At 70.6% G+C, this 24,589-nt stretch carries 15 protein-coding genes, 2 tRNA genes and 1 pseudogene; 11 read left to right on the top strand and 7 right to left on the bottom strand.

What is annotated here, in order from left to right:
- Positions 1-16: 16 nt before the first annotated feature.
- Positions 17-607: a sigma-70 family RNA polymerase sigma factor gene (locus ACTFTM_RS06955; RefSeq protein WP_449565020.1), complete on the bottom strand. Its 591-nt coding sequence runs from the start codon at positions 605-607 to the stop codon at positions 17-19.
- A gap of 202 nt (positions 608-809) precedes the next feature.
- On the opposite strand from ACTFTM_RS06955, the gene ACTFTM_RS06960 reads away from it, so the two are divergent.
- From ACTFTM_RS06960 to ACTFTM_RS06970, 3 genes and pseudogenes are all read left to right on the top strand, one after another.
- Positions 810-2,474 carry a copper resistance CopC/CopD family protein gene (locus ACTFTM_RS06960; RefSeq protein WP_449565021.1) on the top strand — a complete coding sequence of 555 codons (1,665 nt, stop codon included), beginning with the start codon at positions 810-812 and terminating at the stop codon, positions 2,472-2,474.
- Between the two features lie 17 nt (positions 2,475-2,491).
- On the top strand, positions 2,492-3,223 hold the full coding sequence (locus ACTFTM_RS06965) for a YcnI family copper-binding membrane protein (protein ID WP_449565022.1): 732 nt from the start codon (positions 2,492-2,494) through the stop codon (positions 3,221-3,223).
- Between the two features lie 679 nt (positions 3,224-3,902).
- Positions 3,903-4,238 (top strand): annotated as a pseudogene (locus ACTFTM_RS06970) (hypothetical protein); the annotation flags it as partial.
- A gap of 120 nt (positions 4,239-4,358) precedes the next feature.
- On the opposite strand, the gene ACTFTM_RS06975 reads toward ACTFTM_RS06970, so the two are convergent.
- Positions 4,359-5,636: a glycosyltransferase 87 family protein gene (locus ACTFTM_RS06975; RefSeq protein ID WP_449565023.1), complete on the bottom strand. Its 1,278-nt coding sequence runs from the start codon at positions 5,634-5,636 to the stop codon at positions 4,359-4,361.
- A 73-nt stretch (positions 5,637-5,709) separates the two neighbouring features.
- Here ACTFTM_RS06975 and orn point away from each other — a divergent pair, with 73 nt between their 5' ends.
- Entirely contained in the window at positions 5,710-6,300 is a 591-nt protein-coding gene (gene orn, locus ACTFTM_RS06980) for an oligoribonuclease (protein WP_396801517.1), read from the top strand.
- 108 nt (positions 6,301-6,408) lie between these two features.
- Positions 6,409-6,484: transfer RNA gene (locus tag ACTFTM_RS06985), tRNA-His, on the top strand.
- A gap of 127 nt (positions 6,485-6,611) precedes the next feature.
- Here ACTFTM_RS06985 and ACTFTM_RS06990 read toward each other — a convergent pair.
- Positions 6,612-7,889 carry an Ig-like domain-containing protein gene (locus ACTFTM_RS06990; protein WP_449565024.1) on the bottom strand — a complete coding sequence of 426 codons (1,278 nt, stop codon included), beginning with the start codon at positions 7,887-7,889 and terminating at the stop codon, positions 6,612-6,614.
- Positions 7,890-8,142: 253 nt separating this feature from the next.
- Positions 8,143-9,414 carry an Ig-like domain-containing protein gene (locus ACTFTM_RS06995; RefSeq protein WP_449565025.1) on the bottom strand — a complete coding sequence of 424 codons (1,272 nt, stop codon included), beginning with the start codon at positions 9,412-9,414 and terminating at the stop codon, positions 8,143-8,145.
- A gap of 188 nt (positions 9,415-9,602) precedes the next feature.
- Between ACTFTM_RS06995 and ACTFTM_RS07000 the strand changes: the two genes are divergently transcribed.
- A tRNA-Lys gene (locus ACTFTM_RS07000) sits at positions 9,603-9,678 on the top strand.
- Between the two features lie 79 nt (positions 9,679-9,757).
- Here the strand turns inward: ACTFTM_RS07000 and ACTFTM_RS07005 are convergent.
- Positions 9,758-10,606: a LysR family transcriptional regulator gene (locus ACTFTM_RS07005; RefSeq protein ID WP_449565026.1), complete on the bottom strand. Its 849-nt coding sequence runs from the start codon at positions 10,604-10,606 to the stop codon at positions 9,758-9,760.
- Positions 10,607-10,711: 105 nt separating this feature from the next.
- Here ACTFTM_RS07005 and ACTFTM_RS07010 point away from each other — a divergent pair, with 105 nt between their 5' ends.
- On the top strand, positions 10,712-11,443 hold the full coding sequence (locus tag ACTFTM_RS07010) for an SDR family oxidoreductase (RefSeq protein ID WP_449565027.1): 732 nt from the start codon (positions 10,712-10,714) through the stop codon (positions 11,441-11,443).
- A gap of 24 nt (positions 11,444-11,467) precedes the next feature.
- Here ACTFTM_RS07010 and ACTFTM_RS07015 read toward each other — a convergent pair whose 3' ends face one another.
- Positions 11,468-12,673 carry a DUF418 domain-containing protein gene (locus ACTFTM_RS07015; protein ID WP_449565028.1) on the bottom strand — a complete coding sequence of 402 codons (1,206 nt, stop codon included), beginning with the start codon at positions 12,671-12,673 and terminating at the stop codon, positions 11,468-11,470.
- Between the two features lie 168 nt (positions 12,674-12,841).
- Here ACTFTM_RS07015 and ACTFTM_RS07020 point away from each other — a divergent pair, with 168 nt between their 5' ends.
- Entirely contained in the window at positions 12,842-15,913 is a 3,072-nt protein-coding gene (locus ACTFTM_RS07020) for a VWD domain-containing protein (RefSeq protein WP_449565029.1), read from the top strand.
- Between the two features lie 120 nt (positions 15,914-16,033).
- A complete protein-coding gene (locus ACTFTM_RS07025) occupies positions 16,034-16,579 on the top strand; it encodes a hypothetical protein (RefSeq protein WP_449565030.1) in 546 nt (181 codons plus the stop codon).
- A 64-nt stretch (positions 16,580-16,643) separates the two neighbouring features.
- Here the strand turns inward: ACTFTM_RS07025 and ACTFTM_RS07030 are convergent, their stop codons facing one another.
- Positions 16,644-18,317, bottom strand: a complete 1,674-nt coding sequence (locus ACTFTM_RS07030) for a Na+/H+ antiporter (protein ID WP_449565031.1) — start codon at positions 18,315-18,317, stop codon at positions 16,644-16,646.
- A gap of 272 nt (positions 18,318-18,589) precedes the next feature.
- Here ACTFTM_RS07030 and ACTFTM_RS07035 point away from each other — a divergent pair, with 272 nt between their 5' ends.
- Positions 18,590-21,574, top strand: coding sequence for a glycoside hydrolase family 3 C-terminal domain-containing protein (locus ACTFTM_RS07035; RefSeq protein ID WP_449565032.1), 2,985 nt, complete (start codon positions 18,590-18,592; stop codon positions 21,572-21,574).
- Between the two features lie 322 nt (positions 21,575-21,896).
- Positions 21,897-24,587 carry an RICIN domain-containing protein gene (locus ACTFTM_RS07040; protein WP_449565033.1) on the top strand — a complete coding sequence of 897 codons (2,691 nt, stop codon included), beginning with the start codon at positions 21,897-21,899 and terminating at the stop codon, positions 24,585-24,587.
- Positions 24,588-24,589: the final 2 nt, after the last annotated feature.

Genomic DNA, 24,589 nt, shown 5'->3' on the forward strand with positions numbered 1-24,589 from the left:
GCCGAAAGTTCCCGGCTCAGCCGGTGCGGGCGTCGTCGACGGCCTCGACCAGCTCGTCCCGGGCCCGGGCGACCCGTGACCGGATGGTGCCCACGGGCACGCCCTCGACGGCGGCGGCCTCGGCGTACGAGAGACCCAGCAGTTGGGTGAGCACGAACGCCGCACGTCGCTCCGGGCTCAGCCGGCGTACGAGGTCGTTGGCGCCGAGTTGCCCGGCCGGGTCGGGGTGCGGAACGTCGGTGTACGCGTTCGCGGCCAGCCGCTCGTCGAGGCGACGGCGGCGGATCACCGTGCGCAGGTGGTCGGCGCAGGCCCGGCGGGCGATGCCGAGCAACCACGTACGGGCGCTGGACCGGCCCTCGAACGCCGGCAGGGCCTTGAACGCCCGCAGGTACGTCTCCTGGGCGAGGTCGTCGGCGCTGTCCGGGCCCACCAGGGCGGCGGTGAAGCGCCAGACCTCGGCCTGCGTCAACCGCACGAACACCGCCTGGGCGGAGGGATCGCCGTCGCGCGCGATCAGGGCCGACTCGGTCGCCGGGTCCGGGGCGGCGTCACCGGACGGACCGGCGGGGCCGGTGGGGCCGGTGTCACGCGGGACGGGGATCACGACAAACCAGGTTACGCGGCGCCCGGTGTGGCGTCAGGGTCCTTCGGCCCTTGGATGGTCTGCGACACGTCGGGAACTTTTCCCCGTCTTCGGCCGACTACCTGCTCATGACACGCGACCTCTCCCGCGCGGCGCTGGCGGCTGAGCGGAGGTGAGCTGTTCGCCCGACTCGGCTCGCCGAGATCCACCGCGGTCGGCGACCATGGCAGGCATGACTGTCGCCCCCCGCCGCTGGGCTGCCCGGTTGGCTGCCGCCGCCGGCCTCCTGGTCACCGTCGTCGCCCTGCTGATCGCGCCGGCCACCCCGGCCAGCGCCCACGCGGTGCTGTCCAGCAGTAGCCCGGCCGCCTCCTCGGTGGTGCCGAGCGGCCCGTCCGAGGTGGTCCTCACCTTCAGCGAGTCGGTCCGCAAGGTCCCCGACAAGGTCCGGGTGATCGCCCCGGACGGCTCCCGGGCCGACCGGGGTGAGCCGTCGTTCGCGGGCGCCGTGGTGACCATCCCGGTCGACCCGGCCGCCGGCCGCGGCACCTACCTGGTGAGCTTCCGGGTGATCTCCGCCGACAGTCACCCGGTCTCCGGCGCGTTCACCTACTCGGTGGGCGCGCCCTCGACGCCGCCGGTTGACTCCGGCAACGACAGTCGGGCGAACCCGGTGGTGGGCACGGCCGTGAAGGTGGCCCGGTTCCTCGGGTACGCCGGTCTGGTGCTGCTGGTCGGTCCGGTCCTGGTGCTCGCCGCGCTCTGGCCGCAGCGGCTCTCCCGTCGGGGGCCGGCCCGGCTGGCCTGGGCCGGTCTCGGTCTGACGGCGCTGGCCACGCTCGCCGACCTGTGGTTGCAGGTGCCCTACACCGCCGGTGGCGGCCTCTTCGACGTGACCGGCGCGGGGTTCGGCAGTGTCTTCGGCAGCACCTTCGGCGCGGCCCACCTGGTCCGGCTCGGCCTGCTGGCCGCGGCGGCGTTCCTGCTACGGCCGCTGCTGGAACGCCCGGCCGGCCGGACCGACGCGATCATCCTGGCGGTGCTCGGCGGGGCGGCCCTGCTGACCTGGCCGCTGGCCGGGCACCCGGCGGCCTCCCCGGCGCCGGCGGTGTCCGTGGTCGTCGACGCGGTCCACCTGGGCAGCATGGCGGTCTGGCTGGGCGGCCTGCTCATGCTCGCGGTCTTCCTGCTGCGCCGGGCCGACGAGCGGGAGTTGAGCGCGATTCTGCCGATCTGGTCGCGCTGGGCGGCGCTCGCCGTCTCGGCCCTGCTACTGGCCGGCACCGTGCAGGCGTTGATCGAGGTGGCGACGCTGGACGCCCTGTTCAGCACCACGTACGGGCGGCTGCTGCTCGCCAAGATCGGGCTCTTCGCGATCGTGATCGCCGTTGCCGCGTACTCCCGGCAGTTGGTCCGTCGGCGGGTGGCCGCCCAGCGGCCGGTGCCGGTGCGCCGGGCGGTCCTGGTGGAGTTGGCCGTCACCGCCGTGGTGCTGGCCGTGTCCGCGACCCTGGTGCAGACCACGCCCGCGCGTACGGCGGCGGCCGAGTCGTCCGGCGTCGAGGCCGGCCTCTTCACCGCCACCCTGAACAGCTCGCTCTTCTCCATGCAGGTCGAGCTGAGCCCGGCCGAGCGGGGCAACAACTCGGTGCACCTGTACGCGTACAGCAAGGACAACCTGCCGCTGCCGGTGGTGGAGTGGCGGGCGACCGCCGCGCTGCCGTCGGCCGGTATCGAGCCGATCGACGTGCCGCTGCTGCCGTTGACCGACAACCACGCGTACGGCGACATCAGCCTGCCGGCCGCCGGCGAGTGGCAGCTGAAGATCACCGCTCGCACGACCGACATCGACCAGGCCACGGTGACCGCCACCGTGCCCATCCGTTAGAGAGGCCCACGACACCCATGACCCGACTCCGGCGTACCGCGTCCGCCGCTGCCGCCCTGGCGTTCACCGCCGTCGCCACCGCCGTGCTCGGCTTCGCCGGGCCGGCCTCCGCCCACGTCACGGTGAACCCGAAGGAGGCGACCCAGGGCGGTTACGCCCGGGTGGCGTTCCGGGTGCCCAACGAGAGCGACACCGCCTCGACCACCAAGCTGGAGGTGGTGCTGCCGGAGAACGCCCCGGTGGGCTCGGTGTCGATCATCCCGGTGCCCGGCTGGACGGTGGCCACGGAGAAGCGCAAGGTGGACCCGCCGATCGAGGTGCACGGCAGCCAGCTCACCGAGGCGGTCTCGAAGATCACCTGGACGGCCACGGGTGACGCCGCGGTCAAGCCGGGGCAGTTCCAGGAGTTCGGCGTCTCGATGGGGCCGCTGCCGAAGGTCGAGTCGATGGTCTTCAAGACCCTCCAGACGTACTCCGACGGCAACGTCTCGCGCTGGATCGACGAGCCGCAGCCGGGCGGCGAGGAGCCGGAGAAGCCCGCTCCGGTGCTCACGCTCACGGCCGCCGCGCCGGCGGCGTCGTCCGCGCCATCCGCCGCGGCCGTGGCCGACAAGGACGATGACGACGACGAAAACGTGGGCGCCGCGATCGGCCTCGGCGTCGCTGGCCTCGTCACCGGCCTGGCCGGGTTGGCGTTGGGCGGGTTCGCGTTCGCCCGCACCCGCCGGGCGCCGGTCGCCAAGTCCTGATCTCACCGCGCACCCGCTGGCCCGCCGGACAATCCGGCGGGCCAGCGTGCTTTCCGGGACGGGCACCGGTCGTGCCGTGGATATCCCCTGATCAGCGGGCGTACGTCGGTAAGGTCGGCCGGGTATCTGGCTACGGAGGGGGACGGTGCGAATGCGGTTCGTGCGGGTGATCGCCGGAATGCTGCTGTTGGTGATCGGGATTCCGGCGTTGTTCGCCGGCGTCGGGCTGTGGCTGGTCGCCCGCCACGCCGATCCCGGTGGGGCCTTCGCCGCCCGGTTCGAAACCGTCCGCACACCGGGCCAGGCGGTCGTGGTCACCGACCTCGATCGGCTGCTGCGGCGGGAGGCGCCCTTCGCGCGCGGCACGCAGACCCGTCTGCGGCTCGACGCCCGGACGCCCGACGGCCCGGCCTTCGTGGGGCTCGCGCCGACCGCCGAGGTACGCCACTGGCTGGAGCCCGTGCCGTACGCCTCGGTCCGCCGGGTGGCGCTGGCCCGGGGTCCGCTGCCGGTCCGCACGGACGCGGCGGTCCCGGCCGTGGGCCCCGCCGCCGATGCGGTCCGTCCGCCGCTGGGCCTTCCGTTCTGGGTACGCGAGGGCGTCGGCACCCTTGAGTGGAGCGCGGACGACCTCGACGGCGAGGCGATGAGCCTGGTGGTGATGCGCCCGGACGGCCGTGCCGACCTGACGCTGGATCTGCGCGCCGAGCTGCGCGCGGGCTGGGTCGGCCCGGTCGCCTGGGGACTGCTGGTGGCGGGGGTGCTGCTGGTGGCGTGCGCGGTGCTGCTTCTGCTGCGCCCACCGCGTCCGCGTGAGGTGGTCTTCGTGGTCGAACCGGACCAGGTGCCGGTCCTCGCCGGCCGGCTCGGGGTCACGTCGCTCAGCGGCCTGGGTGCTCGCGATCCGCATCCCGCCGGGTCGGTGCCGGCCGTGCGGCAGCTCGCCCCGGTCGGCTCCGGCGTGTCCGAGTGGTCCCCGTCGGCGATCGGCGCGGAGCCGGCCCGGCCGACGCCGGAGGACTGACGCGGCAAGTGGCCCTTCGCGCTGCCGACGCGAAGGGCCACTCTCACCGGGGGAGCGGTGCTACCCGAGCGACGCTTGAGGTAGTTGGGTCCAGATTAGCGCCGATGGTCGCTACTGGGGAGTTCTGTCCATTTGGTGCGACTTTTCCACCACCCGGACCGGACGACGCGCGCGGACCGGCAGAGCCACCAGCAACAGCAGGCTGAGCAGGACGTACGGGTTCTGCAGGACGAAGTCGAGCGGATCATGGGTGCGGACGGGCGCCGTACCCCATCTCTGGAACGTCACCACGCCGTAGACGAGCACGGCGGTGGTGCCCACGGCGAGCGCGGCCGACCACCACCGCCGGCGTGCCTCGTCCGGGCGTCGCGCGCTGAGCGCCGCGTCGGCGAGCAGCACCACCCCCGGCACGAACCAGTAGATGTGGTGGGTCCACGTGATCGGGCTGATCAGGGCACCGACCAGGCCGGTCAGGGTCAGGCCGGCCAACGCGTCACCGGCCCGCGCGGCCCGGGCCGCACGCCACAGCCCGTAGCCGGCCACCACCGCCACCACCGCCAACCAGAGCAGCCGGTCCGGCTTCTCCGGCGCGGTGAACCGGCTCAGCAGGCCGAAGATCGACTGGTTGCCGACGTAGTCGGTGCGGCCCACCCGGTCGGTGTCCCACAACTCCTGCGTCCAGAACCGCCAGGAGTCCCCGGGTGCGACCGCCGCCGCCAGCAGGGTCGCCGCCGCCGCCGTCGCGCTCGCCACCGCGGCGGCCCGCCACCGCCGGGTGGCCAACAGGTACACGATGAAGATGCCCGGAAAGAGCTTGAGCGCCGTCGCCAGTCCCACGCCGACCCCGGCCCAGCGCCGCGCCTGCGGTACGGCGAACAACAGGTCCGCCAGGATCAGCACGACCAGCAGCATGTTGATCTGCCCGAGCGTGATCGTCTCGCGGGTGATCTCCACGGCCAGCACCAGCAGCACGGCGACGGTCAGGGTGAACGTCCGGGGCAGGCCGTGGCGGGCGATCAGCGGCGTCACCAGCCACCGGGTGGTCAGCACCACGGCAGCCACCGTGAGAACCGTGAAGATCGCCACGGTGGCGCCGAGCCGGAGCAGGCCGAACGGCCACAACAGCAGGGCGCTGAACGGTGGGTACGTGAAGTACAACTCACCCTGCACCCGGTCCGGCTGGACGTAGTCGTAGAGCGGGTGACCGGCCGTCCACCAGTCCATCGCGGACATGTAGATCTTCAGGTCGAAGAAGTTGTGCACCAGGTTGCGCAGGTAGAGCGCCGGCAGCACGGCGACCAGCGCCACGATCGCGACCAGCCGACGGACCGTACGGCCACCGGGATCGTCGTCGGTGACGGCGGGCGGTGCGATGGGTTCGGCTGGCACTTGAGAAACCCTAGCGGTCCACCCCCTCCGGAGCGCGCAGCAGCGGGGCGTGGGCTGCGCGTAGGCTGTCCCGGTGGCTGATCTCCTCGTCTGGATCGACTGTGAGATGACCGGGTTGGACCTCGGCAGTGACAAGCTGATCGAGGTCGCGGCGCTGGTCACCGACCCCGACCTCAACGTGCTCGGTGATGGTGTCGACGTGGTGATCCACGCCGACGAGGCGGCGTTGGAGGCGATGCCGGAGATCGTCCAGACGATGCACGCCAAGTCGGGCCTCACCGAGGAGGTCCGTCGGTCGGTGGTCACCCTGGCCGAGGCCGAGGACCGGGTCCTGGAGTACGTGAGCACCTTCGTCAAGGACCCGCGTACCGCGCCGCTGTGCGGTAACTCGATCGCCACCGACCGCGGCTTCATCGCCCGGGACATGCCCCGCCTCGACGCGCACCTGCACTACCGCATGATCGACGTCTCGTCGATCAAGGAACTCTGCCGCCGCTGGTACCCCCGCGTGTACTTCGGTCAGCCGCAGAAGGGCCTGGCGCACCGGGCGCTCGCCGACATCCGCGAGAGCATCCGCGAGCTGGAGTACTACCGGCGGACCATCTTCGTGCCGCTGCCCGGCCCGGACGTCGAGACCGCCAAGGGCATCGCCGCCGAGCTCTGACCCGACGTCGCTCGGCCGGCGGGGAACCCGCTGGACGCCGTGCGCGGTGGTGGGGCTATTATTGGTCCGCACGACGCCCGGGGCGACAGACCGGGTGTCGGAGGCATGGTGGCTGTAGCTCAGTTGGCAGAGCACCGGGTTGTGGTCCCGGTTGTCGTGGGTTCAATTCCCATCAGTCACCCCAACACTCAGGCCCCCTCCTCGGAGGGGGCCTGAGTCGTCATGGGGGCGATTCACCCCGTTCCCCGGAATCCGGGGTGTGCCCGCTGACGGGACACCCCGGATTCCGGGAAAGCCGGTGTCGGTCTGGATCAGGCGGTCGGCGTGGGCGACGGGGTGCCGGCGGCGTCCGGGGTCGCCGGGGCGTCCGGGTCGTACGGGAGGGCGCTGCCCTTGACGTACTCGTCCCAGCTCATGTTCCAGTCGGTCCAGCCGTTGCCGTTCTGGAGCTTGCGCTCGGTGCCCTTGACGGTGATCGGGTCACCGACCTCGGTGTTCTTGAACAGCCAGTCGCCGTTCGCCATGGACACGTTCACGCAGCCGTGCGAGACGTTGACGCTGCCCTGCTGGCCCTCGGACCAGGGGGCCGCGTGGATGAACTCGCCGCCCCAGGTGAGGCGCTGCGCGAAGTCAATCTTCGTCCGGTAGCCGTCCTCGGGGCCCAGCTCCTCGAACGTGTCGAAGACGGTCTTGCGCAGCTTCTCGATCACGACCATCGTGCCGCTGGACGAGGGTGTGCTCTTCTTGCCCAGGCTGACCGGGATCGTCTTGATCACCTTGCCGTCGCGGGTCACCGTCATCCGCTTGGTCTTGTTGTCGACCGTCATGATCAGCTTTGGGCCGATCTTGATGTCCACCGACAGGTCGGCGCGGCCGTAGTAGCCGTCGCCCATCGGCAGGCCACCCGCCTGGACGCGGTACGAGACCTTGCTGTTCGCCTTCCAGAACTCCTTCGGCCGGTACCGGATCTCGGTCGGGCTGACCCAGTGCCAGATGCCCTCCTGGGCGGGCGTCGAGGTCACCGTCATGCGGCGCTGCACGTCGTCGCGGTAGTCCTCCGGAATGTCCCGGCTGAACTTCACGATCAGCGGCATTCCGACACCGACCTGCTGGTTGTCACCGAGGAAACTGCTCACCCGGATCTGCTTGCCGGGCTTGGCCATCGTGGTGAAGGTGCTGGTCGCGGTGGCCGGCCGGCCGTCGTCACCGGTGGCCGTGACCGTGGCGGTGTAGCTGGTGCCGTACTCCAGGGCTCCGCTCGGAAGCCACGACTTGCCGTCCGCCGCGAGCTTCCCCTCGACCGCCTTGCCGGCCGCGTCCTTGAGTTCGACGGCGGTCTCCTGGGCGTCCTTCGCGGTGAAGGTGATGCCGGTGGAGGCGGGCACGTCCTTGGCGTCCGCCGCCGGTTCGCTGATGGTGGCCGACGCCTTGGGCGCGGGGGTCTCGGCGCCGCCCTGCCACGAGGACGGCTTGCCGCCGTCGCTGTCGGTGCAGGCGGAGGTGAAGGCCAGCGCCACGGCGAGGAGCCCCGCCGCGAGCGCGCGGCGTCGCCCGCGGGGCCGGATCAGCTGGTCCTGGCTAGCTCGCATGATGTCCTCACAGTCGTGGTAGCTGACCCATCGTCTCCTAAAGACGTGTCAGAACCGGTCCTGGTTGCCGAGGGTGGGCAGGAACACGCCGATCGCGGTGTCGGATTTTTGTTACTATCCGGCGTTTCGTGATGGGGGTTCGTCTTCCTGTCGGCGCCGAGGGGGTCGCCGCCACCGTCGTCACGTCGCGGGCAGTGCAAGGGTACGCGCCGGCCCGTGCCATCGGCAGGGCCGGCGCGACGACGCCGAACGCTCAGAGCGCCGGGCCGGACCCACCCTTGGGTACCGGCAGCGCACTGCCCTTGATGAACTCCGACCAGCTCAGACTCCACGCCGTCCAGCCGTTGCCGGCGGCGATCTTGCGCTCGGTGCCCTTGATCGTGATCGGGTCACCGATCCGGGTCTTGTCGAACAGCCACTTGGCGTTGGTCATCGACACGTTCACGCAGCCGTGCGAGACGTTCTGCCGCCCCTGCACGTGCTCCGACCAGGGCGCGGCGTGGATGTACTCGCCGCCCCAGGTGAGCCGCTGGGCGAACTGGATGTCGGTGACGTAGCGGTTGGCCGGGTCCGGATCGTCGCGGGTGTCGAAGACCGTGGCTTCCTTCTTCTCCATCACGACCATCGTGCCGCTGGACGACGGTGTGCTCCTCTTGCCCAGACTCACCGGGATCGTGCGCGTCAACGCGCCGTTCTCGTACACCGACATCTTCTTCGTGGCGTTGTCGACCTTCATCACCAACGACCGGCCGATCTTGGCGGTCGCCTTGCGGTCGATGTCGCCGTACTTGCCGTTGCTCAACGGCACCCCGGCCAGCGCGATCCGCACACTGATGGTCGTGCCCGGCTTCCAGTACTCCGGTGCCCGGTAGTACGCCTGCGTGCCGTTGTCGACCCAGTGCCAAGCGCCCGGCTGCGGCGGATCGGTCTTGACGAACATCCGCTTCTGCACCGCCGCCCGGTCCTTCTTCGGGATGCCCGGGTGGAACTCCGTCACCACCGGCATGGCGACGCCGTAGCTCTTGTCGTCGAAGAGGTACAGGCCGGACCCGATGGTCGACTTCGGCTTGGCCATCGTGGTGAAGGTGCTGGTGCCCTGGCTGCTCGTGCCGTCCGGCGCGCTCGCCGTCACCGTGGCCGTGTACTTCGTCCCCCACTTCAGGGGCGCGGACGGCACCCAGGCCGAGCCGTCGGCGCGGAGTTTGCCCTCCACGGCGCTCCCGCTCGCCGCGGTCAGGGTGACCGCGGACACCTTCCCGCCGCTCGGCAGCTTCGCGCTGATCTCCGTACTCACGGGCTTGTTCTTCGTGCCGTCGGCCGGGCTCAGCGTCAGCGCCGGCCCACCGGGCGCGCTGGCCTCACCGCTCGTCGACGGCGCGGCCGAGTCGGGTGCGGTACTCGCATCCGCCGACGTCCCGCCGACGAATTCCGGCTTCTTCTGCTCGTCGCCGCACCCGGTCAGTGCCAGCGACGCCGCCAGGGTCAGAGCGCCCACCACCGCCCCGGCTCGCGTGAACCGTGCCATCCCCACCTCTGTTCTCGCGTACCTGGCGGACATCGTGCCGTATCAGTGGCCGGACCCACGCCCCCGTCCCAGGGGCAAGGGATGGTTTGTGGCTGTATGCCCTTTAAGCTCGACCGAAGGGGGGAGCCGGGTAACCGGATTGGAGCCCGGGTTGGCGGGGTGCTAATGTTCTCTCCGTTGCCGAACGAGCGCCGCTAGCTCAACTGGCAGAGCAGCGGACTCTTAATCCGCGGGTTCGGGGTTCGAGTCCCTGGCGGCGCACCAACAAACAAGGCCCTGACCTGGCAGATGTCTGCCGGTCAGGGTCTTTTTGCTGTACGGCGGGGCGACGAGGTCCGATGCCCTAGAGGCGGAGTGCGGCTCGTACCAGATCAGCGACGGCTCGGGAACGGCTGTGCGGGGGCCAGGCGATGACCGTGGTGACTTCCGGCGCGTCCACGATCGGCACGGCGACGAGATCATCGTTGAGCTGGGATCGGGCGGAGTCAGGCACGACCAGCACGGTCCGGCCAAGGGAGGTGAGCTGGAGGAGTTGCGACTGGCTCTGTGCCTCAGGACCTGGGCCGTCGGGGTAGGTGCCGTCATTCCCGCGCCAACGCGGTAGAGGCAGGTCGGGCAGTTCGGTCACCTCGCTCAGCCGCAAACTCGCGCGAGTGGTGAGGGGATGGCCGGTCGGGAGGATGGCGACCTGGCCCTCGGTGAGCAGTTCCTCGGTGTCGAACCCGCTCAGGTCGTCGAACGGGTGGTGCAGGATCGCGACGTCGGCACGGCCGGTCCGCAACAGTCGTTCCTGTTCGCCGGGGCCACACAGCACCACGTCGACGTCGACCGATCCAGGTTCGGTGGCATAGGCGTGCAGCAGCTTCGCGAGCAACTCGCTGGACGCTCCAGCCTTGGTGGCCAGGACGATTCCGGCGTGACCGGTGACGGCGAGAGCTGCGCGGCGGGTGCGGTGTTCGGCAGCTTCCACCGCGTCCAGCGCTGCTCGTCCTTCGTGCAGCAGGACCGCACCGGCTTCGGTCAGGGTCACCGACCGGCTGTCCCGCTTCAGCAAGGCGGCACCCAGACGGCGTTCGAGCTGACTGATCGCCCGCGACAATGGCGGCTGGGCCATGCCCAGGCGTTGCGCTGCCCGGCCGAAGTGCAGCTCCTCGGCCACGGCGACGAAGTACCGCAGCTCTCGTGTCTCCACCTCTGGAGCCTAGCCGGTAACAGAGGTGCGACGATACCGTGAGGGTATCGCCCATGACTCAGCTGGTCTTGGACGGCTTGCGGTCCGTGACCCACAGTCGAAGACATGAATGACAAGAAGATCGCCCTGGTCACCGGGGCCAACAAGGGCATCGGGTACGAGATCGCGGCAGGTCTGGGTGCGCTCGGTTGGAGCGTGGGTGTCGGGGCGCGCGAGCAGACCCGGCGGGACGCGGCGGTGGCGCGACTGCGGGACTCCGGCGTCGACGCCTTCGGTGTCCCGTTGGACGTCACCGACGACAGCAGTGTCGCCGCCGCGGCCGATCTGATCGCCGAACGCGCCGGACGCCTCGACGCCCTGGTCAACAACGCCGGAATCACCGGGGGCGGGACGCAGCAGCCAAGCAGTGTCGATCCGGCCGTCATCCGCACAGTGGTGGAGACCAACGTCATCGGCGTCATCCGGGTGACGAACGCGATGCTGCCGTTGCTTGGCCGGTCGGCCTCGCCGCGCATCGTGAACATGTCCAGCAGCGTCGGCTCTCTGACCCGACAGTCCGGCCCCGGCGGTGAGACCTCCACGGGTCCGGTCGCAGTGGCCTACGCGCCCTCCAAGTCGTTCCTGAACGCGGTGACCCTTCAGTACGTCCGGGAACTGGCAGACACGAACATCCTCATCAACTGCGCCTGCCCGGGCTTCGTCGCCACCGACCTCAACGGCTTCCGTGGCGTGCGTACTCCCCAGGAGGGCGCGGCGACCGCCATCCGCCTGGCCACACTGCCCGACGGGGGCCCCACCGGCGGATTTTTCGAGGACGCCGGTGTGGTGCCCTGGTGACGGCTCGCCCTCTTCCTGCGTCACTCAGTCTGGGACCGAAGCGCGCAGCCGGGGCCACCGCTGCTCGGTCCAGGCCCGCAACAGCCACTCCACCGGCCCGTACCGGAACCGTGCCATCCACGCCGCGCTGGTGGCGACCTGCACGCCGTAGATGGAGACCGCGATGAGGAGCACGACCGGAGGTGCGACGGCACCGGCGAGACCCAGGCCGACGCCGGTGAAGACCAGTACGCAGAGCAGTGACTGTCCGAGGTAGTTCGACAGGGACATCCGTCCGGCCGGCGCGAGTACGGCGACGACGCGCCGGCCCCGGTCGGTCTCGAAGAACTCCAGGAGCGTGGCGGCGTACGCGGCCGCGAGCAGCGGCGCGGTGAGCAGACCGACCGTCAGCCCGGTCAGGTTGGCGGTGCCTCCGCCCGAGGCGAAGACCACCGCGCCCGCCAGGCCGACCGGGTAGCCCACCCGCCGCACCCGGCGCAGGAGCTGCTGGTTTCCCACGATGTCGGTGAGGAGCCCTCGTCGCCCGGCGGCGTACCCGAAGAGGAAGGCCGTGAGCGCGAGCGGTCCCTGCACGAGGAGCGTGCCGACCATCGCCGGCAGTTGGCGTACGTGCTCGGCGATCAACGATCCCAGCCCGCCCTGTAACGCCTCGGTGGACCGCTGCCCCGCCGCGAGCGCCGCCGCCGGATCGGTGACCAGTTGGGACCCGCTCGTGGCGGCGAGGGCGAGGACGAAACCGATCGCGCCGGTCAGCAGGACGGCGACGCGGACGGCGGTCCCGACGCGGACTTTCCGCATGGCGAGCAGGACCAGGCCGAGCAGTGCGTACGTGGTCAGGATGTCGCCCTGGAACAGCAGCACCGCGTGCAGGACGCCGAGGACGAAGAGCCCGGCCAGCCGTCGCCGGAACCGGGGGACGATGTCGACGCCGCGCCGCGCGGCGGAGTCGAGCTGGAGGGTGAAGCTGTAGCCGAACAGGAAGGCGAAGAGCAGGTACGCCTTCATCGCGAGGAGCAGCTCGACCATCCACCCGACCGTCTGGTCGCCCCACGAGTCGTGCGCGGGATCGGGGACCAGGTGGAACGGGTAGCCGGAGGCGAAGAAGGCGATGTTGACAACCAGGATGAGGAGCAGCGCCACGGCACGCAGGGCGTCGACGGTGGCGATCCGGGAGGGCGTCCCGGGCAGCTCTTCGATCGTGACTGGCGGGTCTTTGCTGGAGAACTTCACGACTACCCCCGTAAGCGACAGAGAACCGTATTCGCAGGCTATGAAGCAGCCCGTCCAGACGACAGCCGGTGAGCGGGACGGTTGCAGGTGGGGCAGGCCCTACCCGCCGAGCGACCGGTCCCCGACAGAGCACGGGAATCCCGGCACCGCGCCCCTACAGTCCCCACCATGAGGTGGACGCTGCGATCGGCTACCGGACTCGCCGTACTGGTGACGGCCCTGGTGGCCGGGGCGGCGAGCGCCGCCGCGGCGCCCGACGACGGCGGTCTCGGCCTGGCCCTGCGTCCCGGGCAGGCGGACTACCGCGCCGGTGACCAGGTCCGCCTGGACCTCACCGTCACGAACTCCACCGGGTCGGCGTGCGCGCTGCCCACCACGGCCGTCGGGACCGTCCAGATAACCGGGGTACGCCGGGACGGGCGGGATCTCACGCCAGCGCTCGCCCGCAGCTTCCACGACGACGGGATCGCCGCCGCGGCAACCGCCGGTCTGACCACTGTCGAGCCCGGGGCGGCTGCGATCGTGGCGCTCACCGGGGTTCGGCTCGGTGACGTGCCCGGCGACGTCGTACTCCGGTCGGTGGTCGCCACCGGCGACGGCGGCGGACTCGACTCGCTCTGGTCGGTCGGCGCTCCCGGCCGGTACGAGGTGACGGCCGGCTACGTGCCACTGCCGGTCGCCGGCGCGGTAGACCCCTGCGCGGGTGCGACGGCCCTGCGGACCACCACGTTCACGGTCGGCGACGGCGGCGCGTCCGGCCGCCGCTGGCTCTGGCCGGTCGCCGGCGCGGTGCTGTTGGTGCTGCTCGTGGCCGTGCTGGTGATCCTGCTGCGGGTACGCCGTCGCCGGCCGACCGCCGCCACCGTGGCCGTGCTGCTGGTGGCCGTCGGCGCGCTGGTCGGGGGTGGGGCTCGCCCGGCCCGGGCCGACTACTCGGTCGACCCGACCTCCGGTGTGCCGATCAAGGGCGTCGACTTCCAGGCCGCCGTGGACGGCTGCCTGAGCGGGTTCGCCGCTCCGGGCGGGGACCCGTCCGGCCTGCTGCCCCGGTTGAAGGACAAGAAAAGCCCGAGGGTGCGGATCGTCCCGACCCCGGGTGGCTCCGGCGCGTTCGAGACGCCGGACAGCCCCGACGGCAAGGGCTCGTCCACCGTCACCTGGAACCCGACCTCCACCGACCCGTACGAGGACGGGGTGGCCCGGGACCCCTGCGCCGCGCTCTACCACGAGCTGAACCACGCGGACGACATCTCCCGCGACGCGGTCCCGGCGGGCGAGTGCGGAAGCACCGGCATTCCCACCGCAGAGGTGCGGGCGACCTTGGCGGAGAACCGTTACCGGGCGGCGAAGGGACTGCCGCCGCGCACGGAGTACAAGGGCAAGACGCTGCCGAAGAGCCTCGACGAGTGCAAGAAGCCGCCGAAGAAGAAGACGCCCCCGCCGAAGGGACCGGTGAAGCTCTGCGAGGACGGCGCCGACTGCGGCGGCACCAACGGCGACCCGCACCTCGTCACCTTCGACCGGGTCGCCTACGACTTCCAGGCCGTCGGCGAGTTCACCCTCGTCGCCGCCACCGGCGGTGAGCCGCTGGAGATCCAGGTCCGGCAGACGGCGATGGCCGGTTCCCGCTCCGCCTCGGTCAACTCGGCGGTCGCGTTCCGGATCGGCGCCCACCGCGTCGCGCTCACCCTCACCGACGGCGCCACCCGCGTGCACGTCGACGGCGCGCCCGTCGCCGCGCCGCCGGAGCGGACCACCCTAGCCGCCGGCAGCCTCACCCGCCGCCCGTCCGATACGGCGGAGACCGACGGGTACGACGTGACGTGGCCGGACGGGTCGGCGGCGGCGGTGGACCAGATCGGCCGCTACGGCTACCGGGTGCTCGTCCGGCTCGCCGACGGCCGCGCGGGGAAGGTACGCGGCCTGCTCGGCGACTTCGACGGCGATCCGGCCGACGACATCGCGCCCGCCGGTGGCCCGGCCCTCGCCCAGCCCGTGCCGTTCGGGACGCTCTACCCGTCGTACGCGGACAGTTGGCGGATTACCGCGGACCGCTCGCTGTTCGCGTACAACGACGGCGAGGACACCGGCACGTTCACCGACCGGACCTTCCCCGAGCGGGAGGTGACCGTCGCCGACCTCGACCCGGCCCGGCGTGCCGCCGCCGAACGGATCTGCCGGTGGGCCGGCGTCGCCGCTGCGGGCCCGCTCGCCGACTGCGTCTTCGATGTCGCCGTCAGCGGACGTGGTGAGTTCGCCGTCGCCGGGGCCACCACCGAACGGATCGCCCCGCCGACCGGCGCGTCGATCACCGCCGTACCGATCGCGACGGCAAGCCTCACGCCGGGCGGTGAGCCGCTGACGTTCGCCGGTCGCGCCGGTGACGCCGTCTTCGTCGACGTCATCGCGCCCGGCATGGCCAACCGCTGCTCGCCGTACGTGCTCACCGATCCGACCGACCGGCTGATCGGGGCCGGCTGTGCCATCGACGGCGTCGGGTACATCGACCGCGTCGACCTCACCACCACCGGCACGTACGCCGTGCGGGTCGCCGCCGCCCCCGGCGACACCGGACGAGCCGCCGTCCGGGTGTACGTGGCCGGGGGCGTCGACGGCACGCTGCGGGCGAACGGCCCGGAGGTCACCGCGACCCTGGAGCAGCCCGGCGCGTGGGCCCGGTACCGGTTCGCCGGGCAGCAGGGCGAGCGCGTCTTCGTCGAGGTGCCCACGAGCACACTTCCCAACCAGTGCTCCCCGCTGGAACTGCGCGACAGCGAAGACCGGCTGCTGAGCAGCGGCTGCGTGATCAACGGCGTCGGCGAGATCGACGGCACGCTGTTGCCCGCCGACGGGACGTACACGGTGGTGGTCGATCCGACCGGACGCACCACCGGCGCGATCACGCTGCGGCTGGTCAGCGGCCGCGACCGGGCGGAGACGATCACCGTTGGCGGTCCGCCGGTCGTCGCCACCGTCGACCGGGCCGGGGCCGTGACGAGCTACCGGTTCACCGCCGGCGCCGGCACGTCGGTGAGTCTCACCGCGACCGCCTCCGACCTGCCCGACCAGTGCGGTGTGCTGGAGCTGCGCGCCCCCGACGGCAGCCCGATCACCAGCGGATGCGTGATCAACGGGGTTGGTGACATCGGGCCGACGACGCTGCCGGCCTCCGGCACGTACACCGTGGTGGTGGACCCGTCCGGGCCCGCGACCGGTCGGGTCACGCTGGCGCTGCGGTGATCGGTGGCTGCTGAGCGGTGCGACACGCCGGACGGCGTGCTGCTGAGCAGCCACCGATCGACTCCTCGTGCGGCACGGGTCTAGGTTCTTGGCGGTTGGTGTCGACGACGGGGGTACGGGGTGGGCGACGAGAAGCTCGACGATGCGGGCATCGGGGACGGGTTCGACCTGCTGGTCACCCCTGACGTCCGGTACACGCGGTCACGGCGACGGGATCTGCGGCCGCTGAGTTTCCTGTTCGTGATCTCGGGCCTGCTGTTGTCGATCACGAGTCTCGGCACGTTCACGGCCGATGGCGGCTGGCTCCTGGCCGGGCTGTTCGGCCTCCCGTTCGGGGTGATCTTGTTCATCGCGGGGCTGATCAGCGCAGCGGCGTACCTGCGACGCCATGCCGAGTTGAGCGCGCCGGTGCGGTACGTGTTCACCGCGGAGGCCATCGAGTGGCACACCGCCCATGCGGCCTTGCGGTTGCCCTGGACGGCGATCACCCACGCCGTTCGGATGCGGGAGGCGTACCGTCTGGACTGCGCAGACAAGCAGCCCCGCTACCTGTGCAGGACGACTCTGACGCCGGCTGAGGACGCGCGGGTGACGGCGTACCTCGATGAGCGGCTGGCCACCGAGGCGTCCGTGCGGGCGATGCCACCGGTCGGTGCCGGCTCGTAGTCGGGCCGGCCGGGCGAGGGCCGGAGCCGTCGGCCGACCAATGGTGCGCCCCATCGGCGCACATCTACTGCCGCTTGGGGAGCAGCAGTTCCTCGTGGTCGAGTTCCCGCTCCAGGACCCGCAGCTCCTCGTCGGGAAGCCGCCCGGAGTCGCGCCAGCGCACCAGCTCCTCGCGCTGCGCGTCGAGCGCGGTACGGCGGACCCGCAGCGCCGTCTCGTACTGCGGTGAGGTGGGTATCTCCGTCGACCCACTCTGTTCGAGCAGGTCGAGCCGTCCGCGGTATCGCGCGAGGCGGGCCAGCAACTGGGTACGGGTGGTGTTGACGGCCACCGCGCTGTCCGGCTCGGCGGCGGCGACCTCGTCGAGGCGGGTCAGGGCCGCCTCGACCGCTGCGGAGCGGGCCTCGTTGCGTACGCGGGCCTGGTCGGTTTCGTTGGCGCGCAGGCCGAGCATCCGCACGAGCGGTGCGAAGGTCAGTCCCTGCCCGACGAGCGTCACCAGCACGACCACGAAGGTGCAGAACAGCAGCAGGTCGCGGTCGGGAAAGGGCGACCCGTCGTCGGTGGTCAGCGGCAGGGTGAAGATCGCGGCCAGGCTGATGACGCCCCGCGTGCCGGACCAGCTCAGCGCCACCACCTCGCGGTAGTTGAGTCGGCGGGCGTTGCGGTCGGCCCGCGCCACCTGTCGTGCGCTGCCGGGCTCGTCGGCGTCGTCCTGCTCCGAGATGCCGCCCAGGCGGGTGTGCAGGGAGCGGGGGAGCGACTGGGTCAGCACCAGCCACGCGGGACGCAGGAGCAGCACCACGCCCACGGACACCGCGACGGCGATGACGATCGTCGACGTCTCGTACTGGCGCAGGTTCTTCACGACCTCGGGGAGCTGTTGGCCGATCAGCAGGAAGACGAAGCCTTCGAGCAGGAAGTCGACGAGGCGCCACACCGCGCTGGTCTGGAGTCGGGCGGCCCCGGATCCGACCTGGGGCGTCTGGTGGCCGACGATCAGCCCGGCGATCACCACGGCGAGCACGCCGGAGACGTGCAGCGCCTCGCCCAGCAGGTACGCCACGAACGGTGTCGCGAGCGAGATCGCGTTGGACAGCAGCGGGTCCGCCGTGAGCGGGCGGGCCAGTCGTTTCGCCCAGGCGACGGCGACGCCGACGGCGACCCCACCGGCCGCCGCCAGCACGAACTGGGCCACGGCGGCGGGGAACGAGAACGTGCCGCCGACGGCGGCGGCCACCGCGACGCTGAGCATCGTCAGCGCGGTCGCGTCGTTGAGCAGCCCCTCGCCCTGGATGATCGTGACCATCTTCGGCGGCAGGTTGACCCGACGGCCCACCGCGAGGGCGGCCACCGGGTCGGGTGGGGCGATGGCGGCGCCGACCGCGATTCCGGCGGCCAGGGTCGCGCCCGCGACGAACAGGTGGAATCCGAGGCCGACGAGCAGCCCGGTGAGGAGCACCAGCACCACCGAGAGGCTGACCACGATGCGCAGGTTCCGGCGGATGTCCAGCAGTGAGGAGTCCAACGCGGCGCTGTAGAGCAGCGGCGGCAGCACGACCATGAGCACCAGCTCCGGGTCGAGACCGATGTTGGGGCCGGGCAGCAGCGCGTACACGATGCCGATGAGCGGCAGCAACGCGGCCGCCGGCAGGCCGGTACGAGACGCCACCCACCGGACGGCGACGATGACCGCCACGGCGGCGAGCACGAACAACACCATCGAATGGGCGCTCACCTGGTGACGTCCCCCCGGGTCGGCGCGTGGGTCTCGGGTCGACCCTACCCGTCGGAGGACCACACGGGTTCGGCGCGCGACCGTCCGGCCTTGCCCATCAATTGGTGCGCTTCTATAGTTGCGCGATCACCACATTCATGGCCGTGGTTACGCGGCTGGGTCGTCGAAGCGCTTCGACGATTCGTCGTTCAGGCCCGTCAGCCGGGTGTCGAGCCTGGCCAGGCCGGTCTTGGCGCTGAATCGCGCCTGTCGTACGACATGAGGAGAACCGCATGCGGAAGTGGCGCCTTCGGCGCGGAATCACCGCGCTCGCGCTCGCCCTGCTCGCCCTGCCGACCGTCCCCGGCACGGCACACGCCGACCCCACCTACCCGTTCCGTGACCCGCACCTGCCCGTCCAGGTCCGCGTCGACGACCTGCTCGGCCGGCTCACCCTGGACGAGAAGATCTCCTGGCTGCACCAGTACCAACCGGCCGTTCCCCGGTTGGGCATCGGCCTGTTCAAGACCGGCACCGAGGCGTTGCACGGCGTCGCCTGGTCGACCGACATCGACAACAACGGCGCGGTGGTCAAGGCCCGTGGCACGTCCTTCCCGCAGCCGGTGGGCATGGCGAGCACCTGGAATCCGGACCTGATCCAGCGGGTCGGCTCGGCCGTGGGCGACGAGGCGCGCGGCTACCACGCGCAGAACCCGCGGGTCTGGGGTCTCAACCTCTGGGCGCCGGTGGTCAACCTGCTCCGTGATCCACGCTGGGGTCGCAACGAGGAGGGTTACTCCGAGGACCCGTTGCTGACCGCGAAGATCTCCACCGCGTACGGCTCGGGGATGACCGGCGGCGACCCGGACCACCTCAAGAGCGCGCCGACCCTCAAGCACTACCTGGCCTACAACAACGAGGTCCGGCGCGACGTCACCTCGTCGAACGTCCCGCCGAGGGTGCTCAACGAGTACGACCGGGCCGCGTTCAAGCCGGCCATCGCCGCCGACGCGGCGACCGGCGTGATGGCCTCGTACAACCTGGTCAACGGCCGTCCGGCGACGGTGGACCCGGACCTGGCGACGGTCGTGCGGAGCTGGACCCACCAGCCCCTGATGAACGTCACGGACGCGTGGGCGCCGAACAACCTCGTCGCCTCGCAGGGGTACTACCCGACGCAGGCCGAGGGGAACGCCGCGATCGTCAAGGCGGGCCTCAACAGCTTCATCACCGACGACACCAACGCTCAGCCGACGGTTAACGCCATCAAGCAGGCCCTCTCCAGTGGCCTGCTCACCGAGGCGGACATCGACGCCCGGATCTCCGAGATCCTGAACCTGCGCTTCCGCCTCGGCGAGTTCGACCCGGGCGGCGGCCGGTACGGCGGCATCACCCCGGACGTCATCAACAGCCCGGAACACCAACGGCTGGCGCGTCAGGCCGCCGGTGAGGCGATGGTGCTGCTCAAGAACTCGCGGCAGGCCCTTCCGCTGAACCCGGCGCGGACCCGCAAGGTGGCCGTGCTCGGCCCGTTGGCCGACACCCTCTACACCGACTGGTACGGCGCCGACCTGCCGTACCAGGTGACCGCGCTGGACGGCATCCGCGAGCGGTTGGGCAGCTCGGCCAGCGTCGACGGGCTCGACGGGGCGGACCGGATCGCGCTGAAGGACCCGTCCACCGGCCGGTACGTGACGGCCACCGGCACCACCGACGCGGACCCGGTCGCCGCCACCGGCGCCGACGCCTCGCTCGCGGCCCAGTTCGACAGTGTCGACTGGGGACAGAACGTGGTGACGCTGCGCAACGCCGCCAACGGGCGCTACCTCGGCTACAACTGGGGGCCGTTCGTCACCCGTGACGAGCAGCCGAACGGTTGGTACGTCCAGCAGCAGTTCACCTTCGAGCCGCAGGCCGACGGGACGGTCGCGTTGCGCTACGCCGGCTACGAGACGACGGAGAGCTGGTTCGGCGTCAACACCTACATCACGGTCGGCGAGGACGGCGCGCTCAAGCTCGGCGCGTCCAGCGCGGCGGACGCGACGCACTTCCAGCGCGAGGTGATCAGCAGCGGGGTCGACCGTGCCGTCGCGGCGGCCAAGGCGGCCGACACCGCCGTCCTGGTCGTCGGCAGCAACCCGTTCATCAACGGACGAGAGGCGCACGACCGCACCTCGATGGCGTTGAGCGCCGGCCAGGAGGCGCTGGTCAAGGCCGTGACGAAGGCCAACCCGCGGACGGTGCTGGTGTTGCAGACCAGCTACCCGGTCACGATCGGGTGGGAGCAGGAGCACGTGCCGGCGATCGTGTGGACCACCCACGCGGGCGCGGAGACGGGCCACGCGGTCGCGGACGTCCTGTTCGGCGACCGCAACCCGTCCGGCAAGCTCACCCAGACCTGGTACCGCTCGGACCGGCAACTACCGCCGGACCTGTTGGAGTACGACATCATCTCGTCCGGGCAGACCTACCTGTACAGCACCGCGAAGCCGCTCTACCCGTTCGGCCACGGCTTGTCGTACACCGGGTTCCGGTACGGCCAGCTCCGCGCCGACACCCGGCCGGTCGCGGCGAACGGCACCATCACGGCCCGCGTCGACGTGACCAACACCGGTAGCCGGGCCGGCTCCGAGGTCGTCCAGCTCTACAGCCACCAACGCACCTCGCGGGTGAAGACGCCGATCCGGGCGCTCAGGTCGTTCCAGCGGGTGGAGCTCGCTCCCGGCCAGACCCGCACCGTGACGCTGCGGGTGCGGGCCGCCGACCTCGCGAACTGGGACGTGACCCGAAGCCGGTGGGTGGTCGAGTCGTCCACGTACGACCTGATGGTCGGCGCGAGCGCCACGGACGTCCGGGCCCGCACGGCGGTCACGGTGCGCGGTGAGACGATCCCGGCCCGGGACCTGTCCCGGACGACCCGCGCCGAGAACTTCGACGGGTACGCGGGGGTCCGGCTCGTCGACGAGACGAAGGTACGCGGCACGGCCGTGGGCGCCACCGCCGCCGGCCAGTGGATCTCGTTCACGAAGTCCGCCCTGCGCCCCGACAGCCACACCTTCACGGCGCGGGTCGCCAAGGCCACGGCGGGCACCGGGACGGTCCAGGTTCGGCTGGGCTCGCCGACCGGTCGACTGCTCGGTACGGCCACCGTGCCGAGCACCGGCGACGACTACCGGTACGTCAGCGTCAGCGCCGCGGTGGCACGGACCGCTGGCACCCACGACGTCTACCTGGTGTTCGACGCTCCACTGCGGCTGGTGGATTTCGCGCTGCGGTGATCTGGCCGGCTCGGGCCGGGGTGCTGCTGGACCCCGGCCCGAGCCGTTCCCGGATTCATCGGATGATCGACGATCAAGCCTAGTGCGGCTCGTCTGATTGACGCCTTTGATAGGCATTTAAACATAGATGGGACCCAATCTCGTATTGCATTCGTCACACGTCTGACATACGCTCCGGCCAAGACTTCGTAGCGATTGGCAAAGAGTGCGGTCGGGCGGCACCACCCGCCCCCGCCGAACCTTGGTGGCGTCGCTGTTCCCTGCTTGTCGCTCGATGCACGTATCAGGCACCACGTCGACGACAAGTGAGAAAGGACAGCACGTGAGATCAGCCGCATCCACCACCCGAACGGCACTGCTCGCGGCGGCGCTCGTCGCCGCCACGCTGCCGGCCGTGGTGATCAGTCAATCGCCCGCCTCGGCCGCGGCCCAGGCGACGTACTACGTCGCGCCCGACGGTAACGACTCCAACGCGGGCACGCTGGCGTCCCCGTTCAAGACGGTGCAACGGGCGCGGGACGTCGTCCGTACTGTTAACGCGAACATGTCCGGCGACATCGACGTCTACCTGCGCGGCGGCAGATATCCGGTCACCAGCACCGTCGAGTTCGGCGCCAGCGACTCCGGCACCAACGGGTACCGGATCAGCTACGCCGCCTACCCCGGCGAGACCCCCGTCCTCGACGGCGGCGTCCCGGTCACCGGGTGGACCCAGCACAGCGGCAACATCTGGAAGGCGCCGCTGAACCGCAGCACCAAGCTGCGCACGCTCTACGTCAACGACAAGCGCGCGCAGATGGCGACCAAGACGGTCAGCTCGGCGGGCTGCTACGGGACGTACAACGTCACCGCCGGCCAGGCGTCCTGGGCGTGGGAGTCGGGCTCCCAGTGCGACGGCGCGAAGTACAGCCAGAGCGACTTCCCGGCCATCGCCCGCAACCAGGACGACATCGAGATCGAGACGGGCACGACCTGGACCACCGCCATCGTGGGGGTCCGCCAGGTGACCACCGACGGCACGAACCGCGTCGCCCTGTTCCAGCAGCCGGGTGCGGCCATCGCGCAGGGCGCGTTCAACGGCAACGCCCAGGTCGGCGGCAGTCACAAACTCATGAACGCGTACGAGTTCCTGGACGCGCCCGGTGAGTTCTACTTCGACAAGGGCACCCAGACGGTCTACTACTACAAGGCCAGCTCCGAGGACATGACGACCGCGTCGGTCTACGCGCCGAACAACGTCACCACCGTGCTGCGGGTCGCCGGAACCTCGACCAGCAGCCACGCGCGCAACCTCACGTTCTCCGGGCTGACCGTGCAGCACTCCGACTGGAACCTGTTCAACGTCGCCGGCTCGTCGTTCAAGCAGGCGCAGCAGGGCAACCTCGGCGCGCAGGCGTACGCGAAGGGCAACTTCCACGTCTACTACTACCGCAACGTCGACGTCACGCCCGGCATCGTCCAGGTGCAGAACGCCGACGGGATCCTCCTGCAACGCAACCGGGTCCAGCACACCGGCGCCGACGGCATCAGCATGGTCAACGACGTGCAGAACTCGCAGTTGTTCGGGAACTACACAAACGACATCGCCGGCTCCGCCATCGACGTCGGTCATCCCCAGCACGTCTACATCGGAGACGGCACGTCGAGTAACCGGGAGAAGTACCTCCCGCAGGTCGAGGGGCTGCCGAAGAACATCGAGATCAAGAACAACTATCTGTACGACAGCGCGGTCCTGTTCAACGGGCACAGCCCCATCTCGGCGTACTTCGTCGACACCCTGACGATCCAGCACAACCGGATCGAGAAGGCCCCCTGGTCGGGCATCACGATGGGCTGGGGCTGGTGGAACTTCGACGGGTCGTCGGGCTCGATCGCGCCGAACCGGCCAACCACGACGGCGCGGAACAACACGATCAGCTACAACCACATCATCGACACGGTCCAGCGTCTCAGCGACACCGCGCCCATCTACACGCTGGGCAGCCAGCCCGGGACCACGATCACCAACAACTATCTCCAGGGCGTGCCCTCGGGGCACAAGTACGGACTCCACCCGGACGAGGGCTCGGCGTACATCACCTTCCGGGACAACGTCCTGAGCATCGACAAGAACGTCACCTGGATGATCAACTCCGACGACTTCGGCCGGAAGCACGACCTGAGCATCACGCAGATCTACGGCCCGATCAACAAGGTGTCGAACAAGAACCTGCCGAACAGCACGGTCGCCGACATCCTCGTCTCCTCCGACTACGTGTGGCCGGCGGCTGCGTACGCCATCGCGGCGAACTCCGGTCTTGAGGACGCCTACCGGGACATGATCCCGGCCAGCAGGTTCTCCGCGCCGAACTACGTGCTGCCGGCCAGCACGTACGTCACCAGCGCCACGGCGACGATCCCGATCCGCAGCACCGGCGACGCGAGCAAGTCGGTCTGGCTGGCACCGTACGGCACCACCACCTTCACGGCCGGTGCGACGATGACCAGGGCGGCCGGTAACGCCACGTCAATCGCCGTGCCGTCGACCCAGGGCGAGTACCGCCTCTACGTCGTCGACGCCCAGAACAACCGGTCGGCGGAGTCGACCTCCATCGTCCGGCAGCAGAGCGGCGGCGGCACCCAGCAGGGCGGCCAGCTCGTGGGCGGCCAGTCCGGCCGCTGCGTCGAGGTCCCCAACTCCTCGACCACCAACGGAACCCAGGTGCAGCTCTGGGACTGCGGCAGCGGCGCCAACCAGCGATGGACCTCCACGTCCAGCAAGCAGCTGATGGTGTACGGCAACAAGTGCCTGGACGCCTCCGGGGCGGGCACGGCCAACGGCACCCAGGTCATCATCTGGGACTGCCACGGCGCCGCGAACCAGCAGTGGAACATCAACAGCAACGGCACCATCACGAACGGCCAGTCCGGGCTATGCCTCGACGCCAACGGCGCGGCCAGCGCCAACGGCACGAAGCTCATCCTCTGGACGTGCAACGGTGGCGCGAACCAGCGGTGGACGCTGCGTAGCTGACC

It is taken from the genome of Micromonospora sp. RB23, assembly GCF_053585025.1.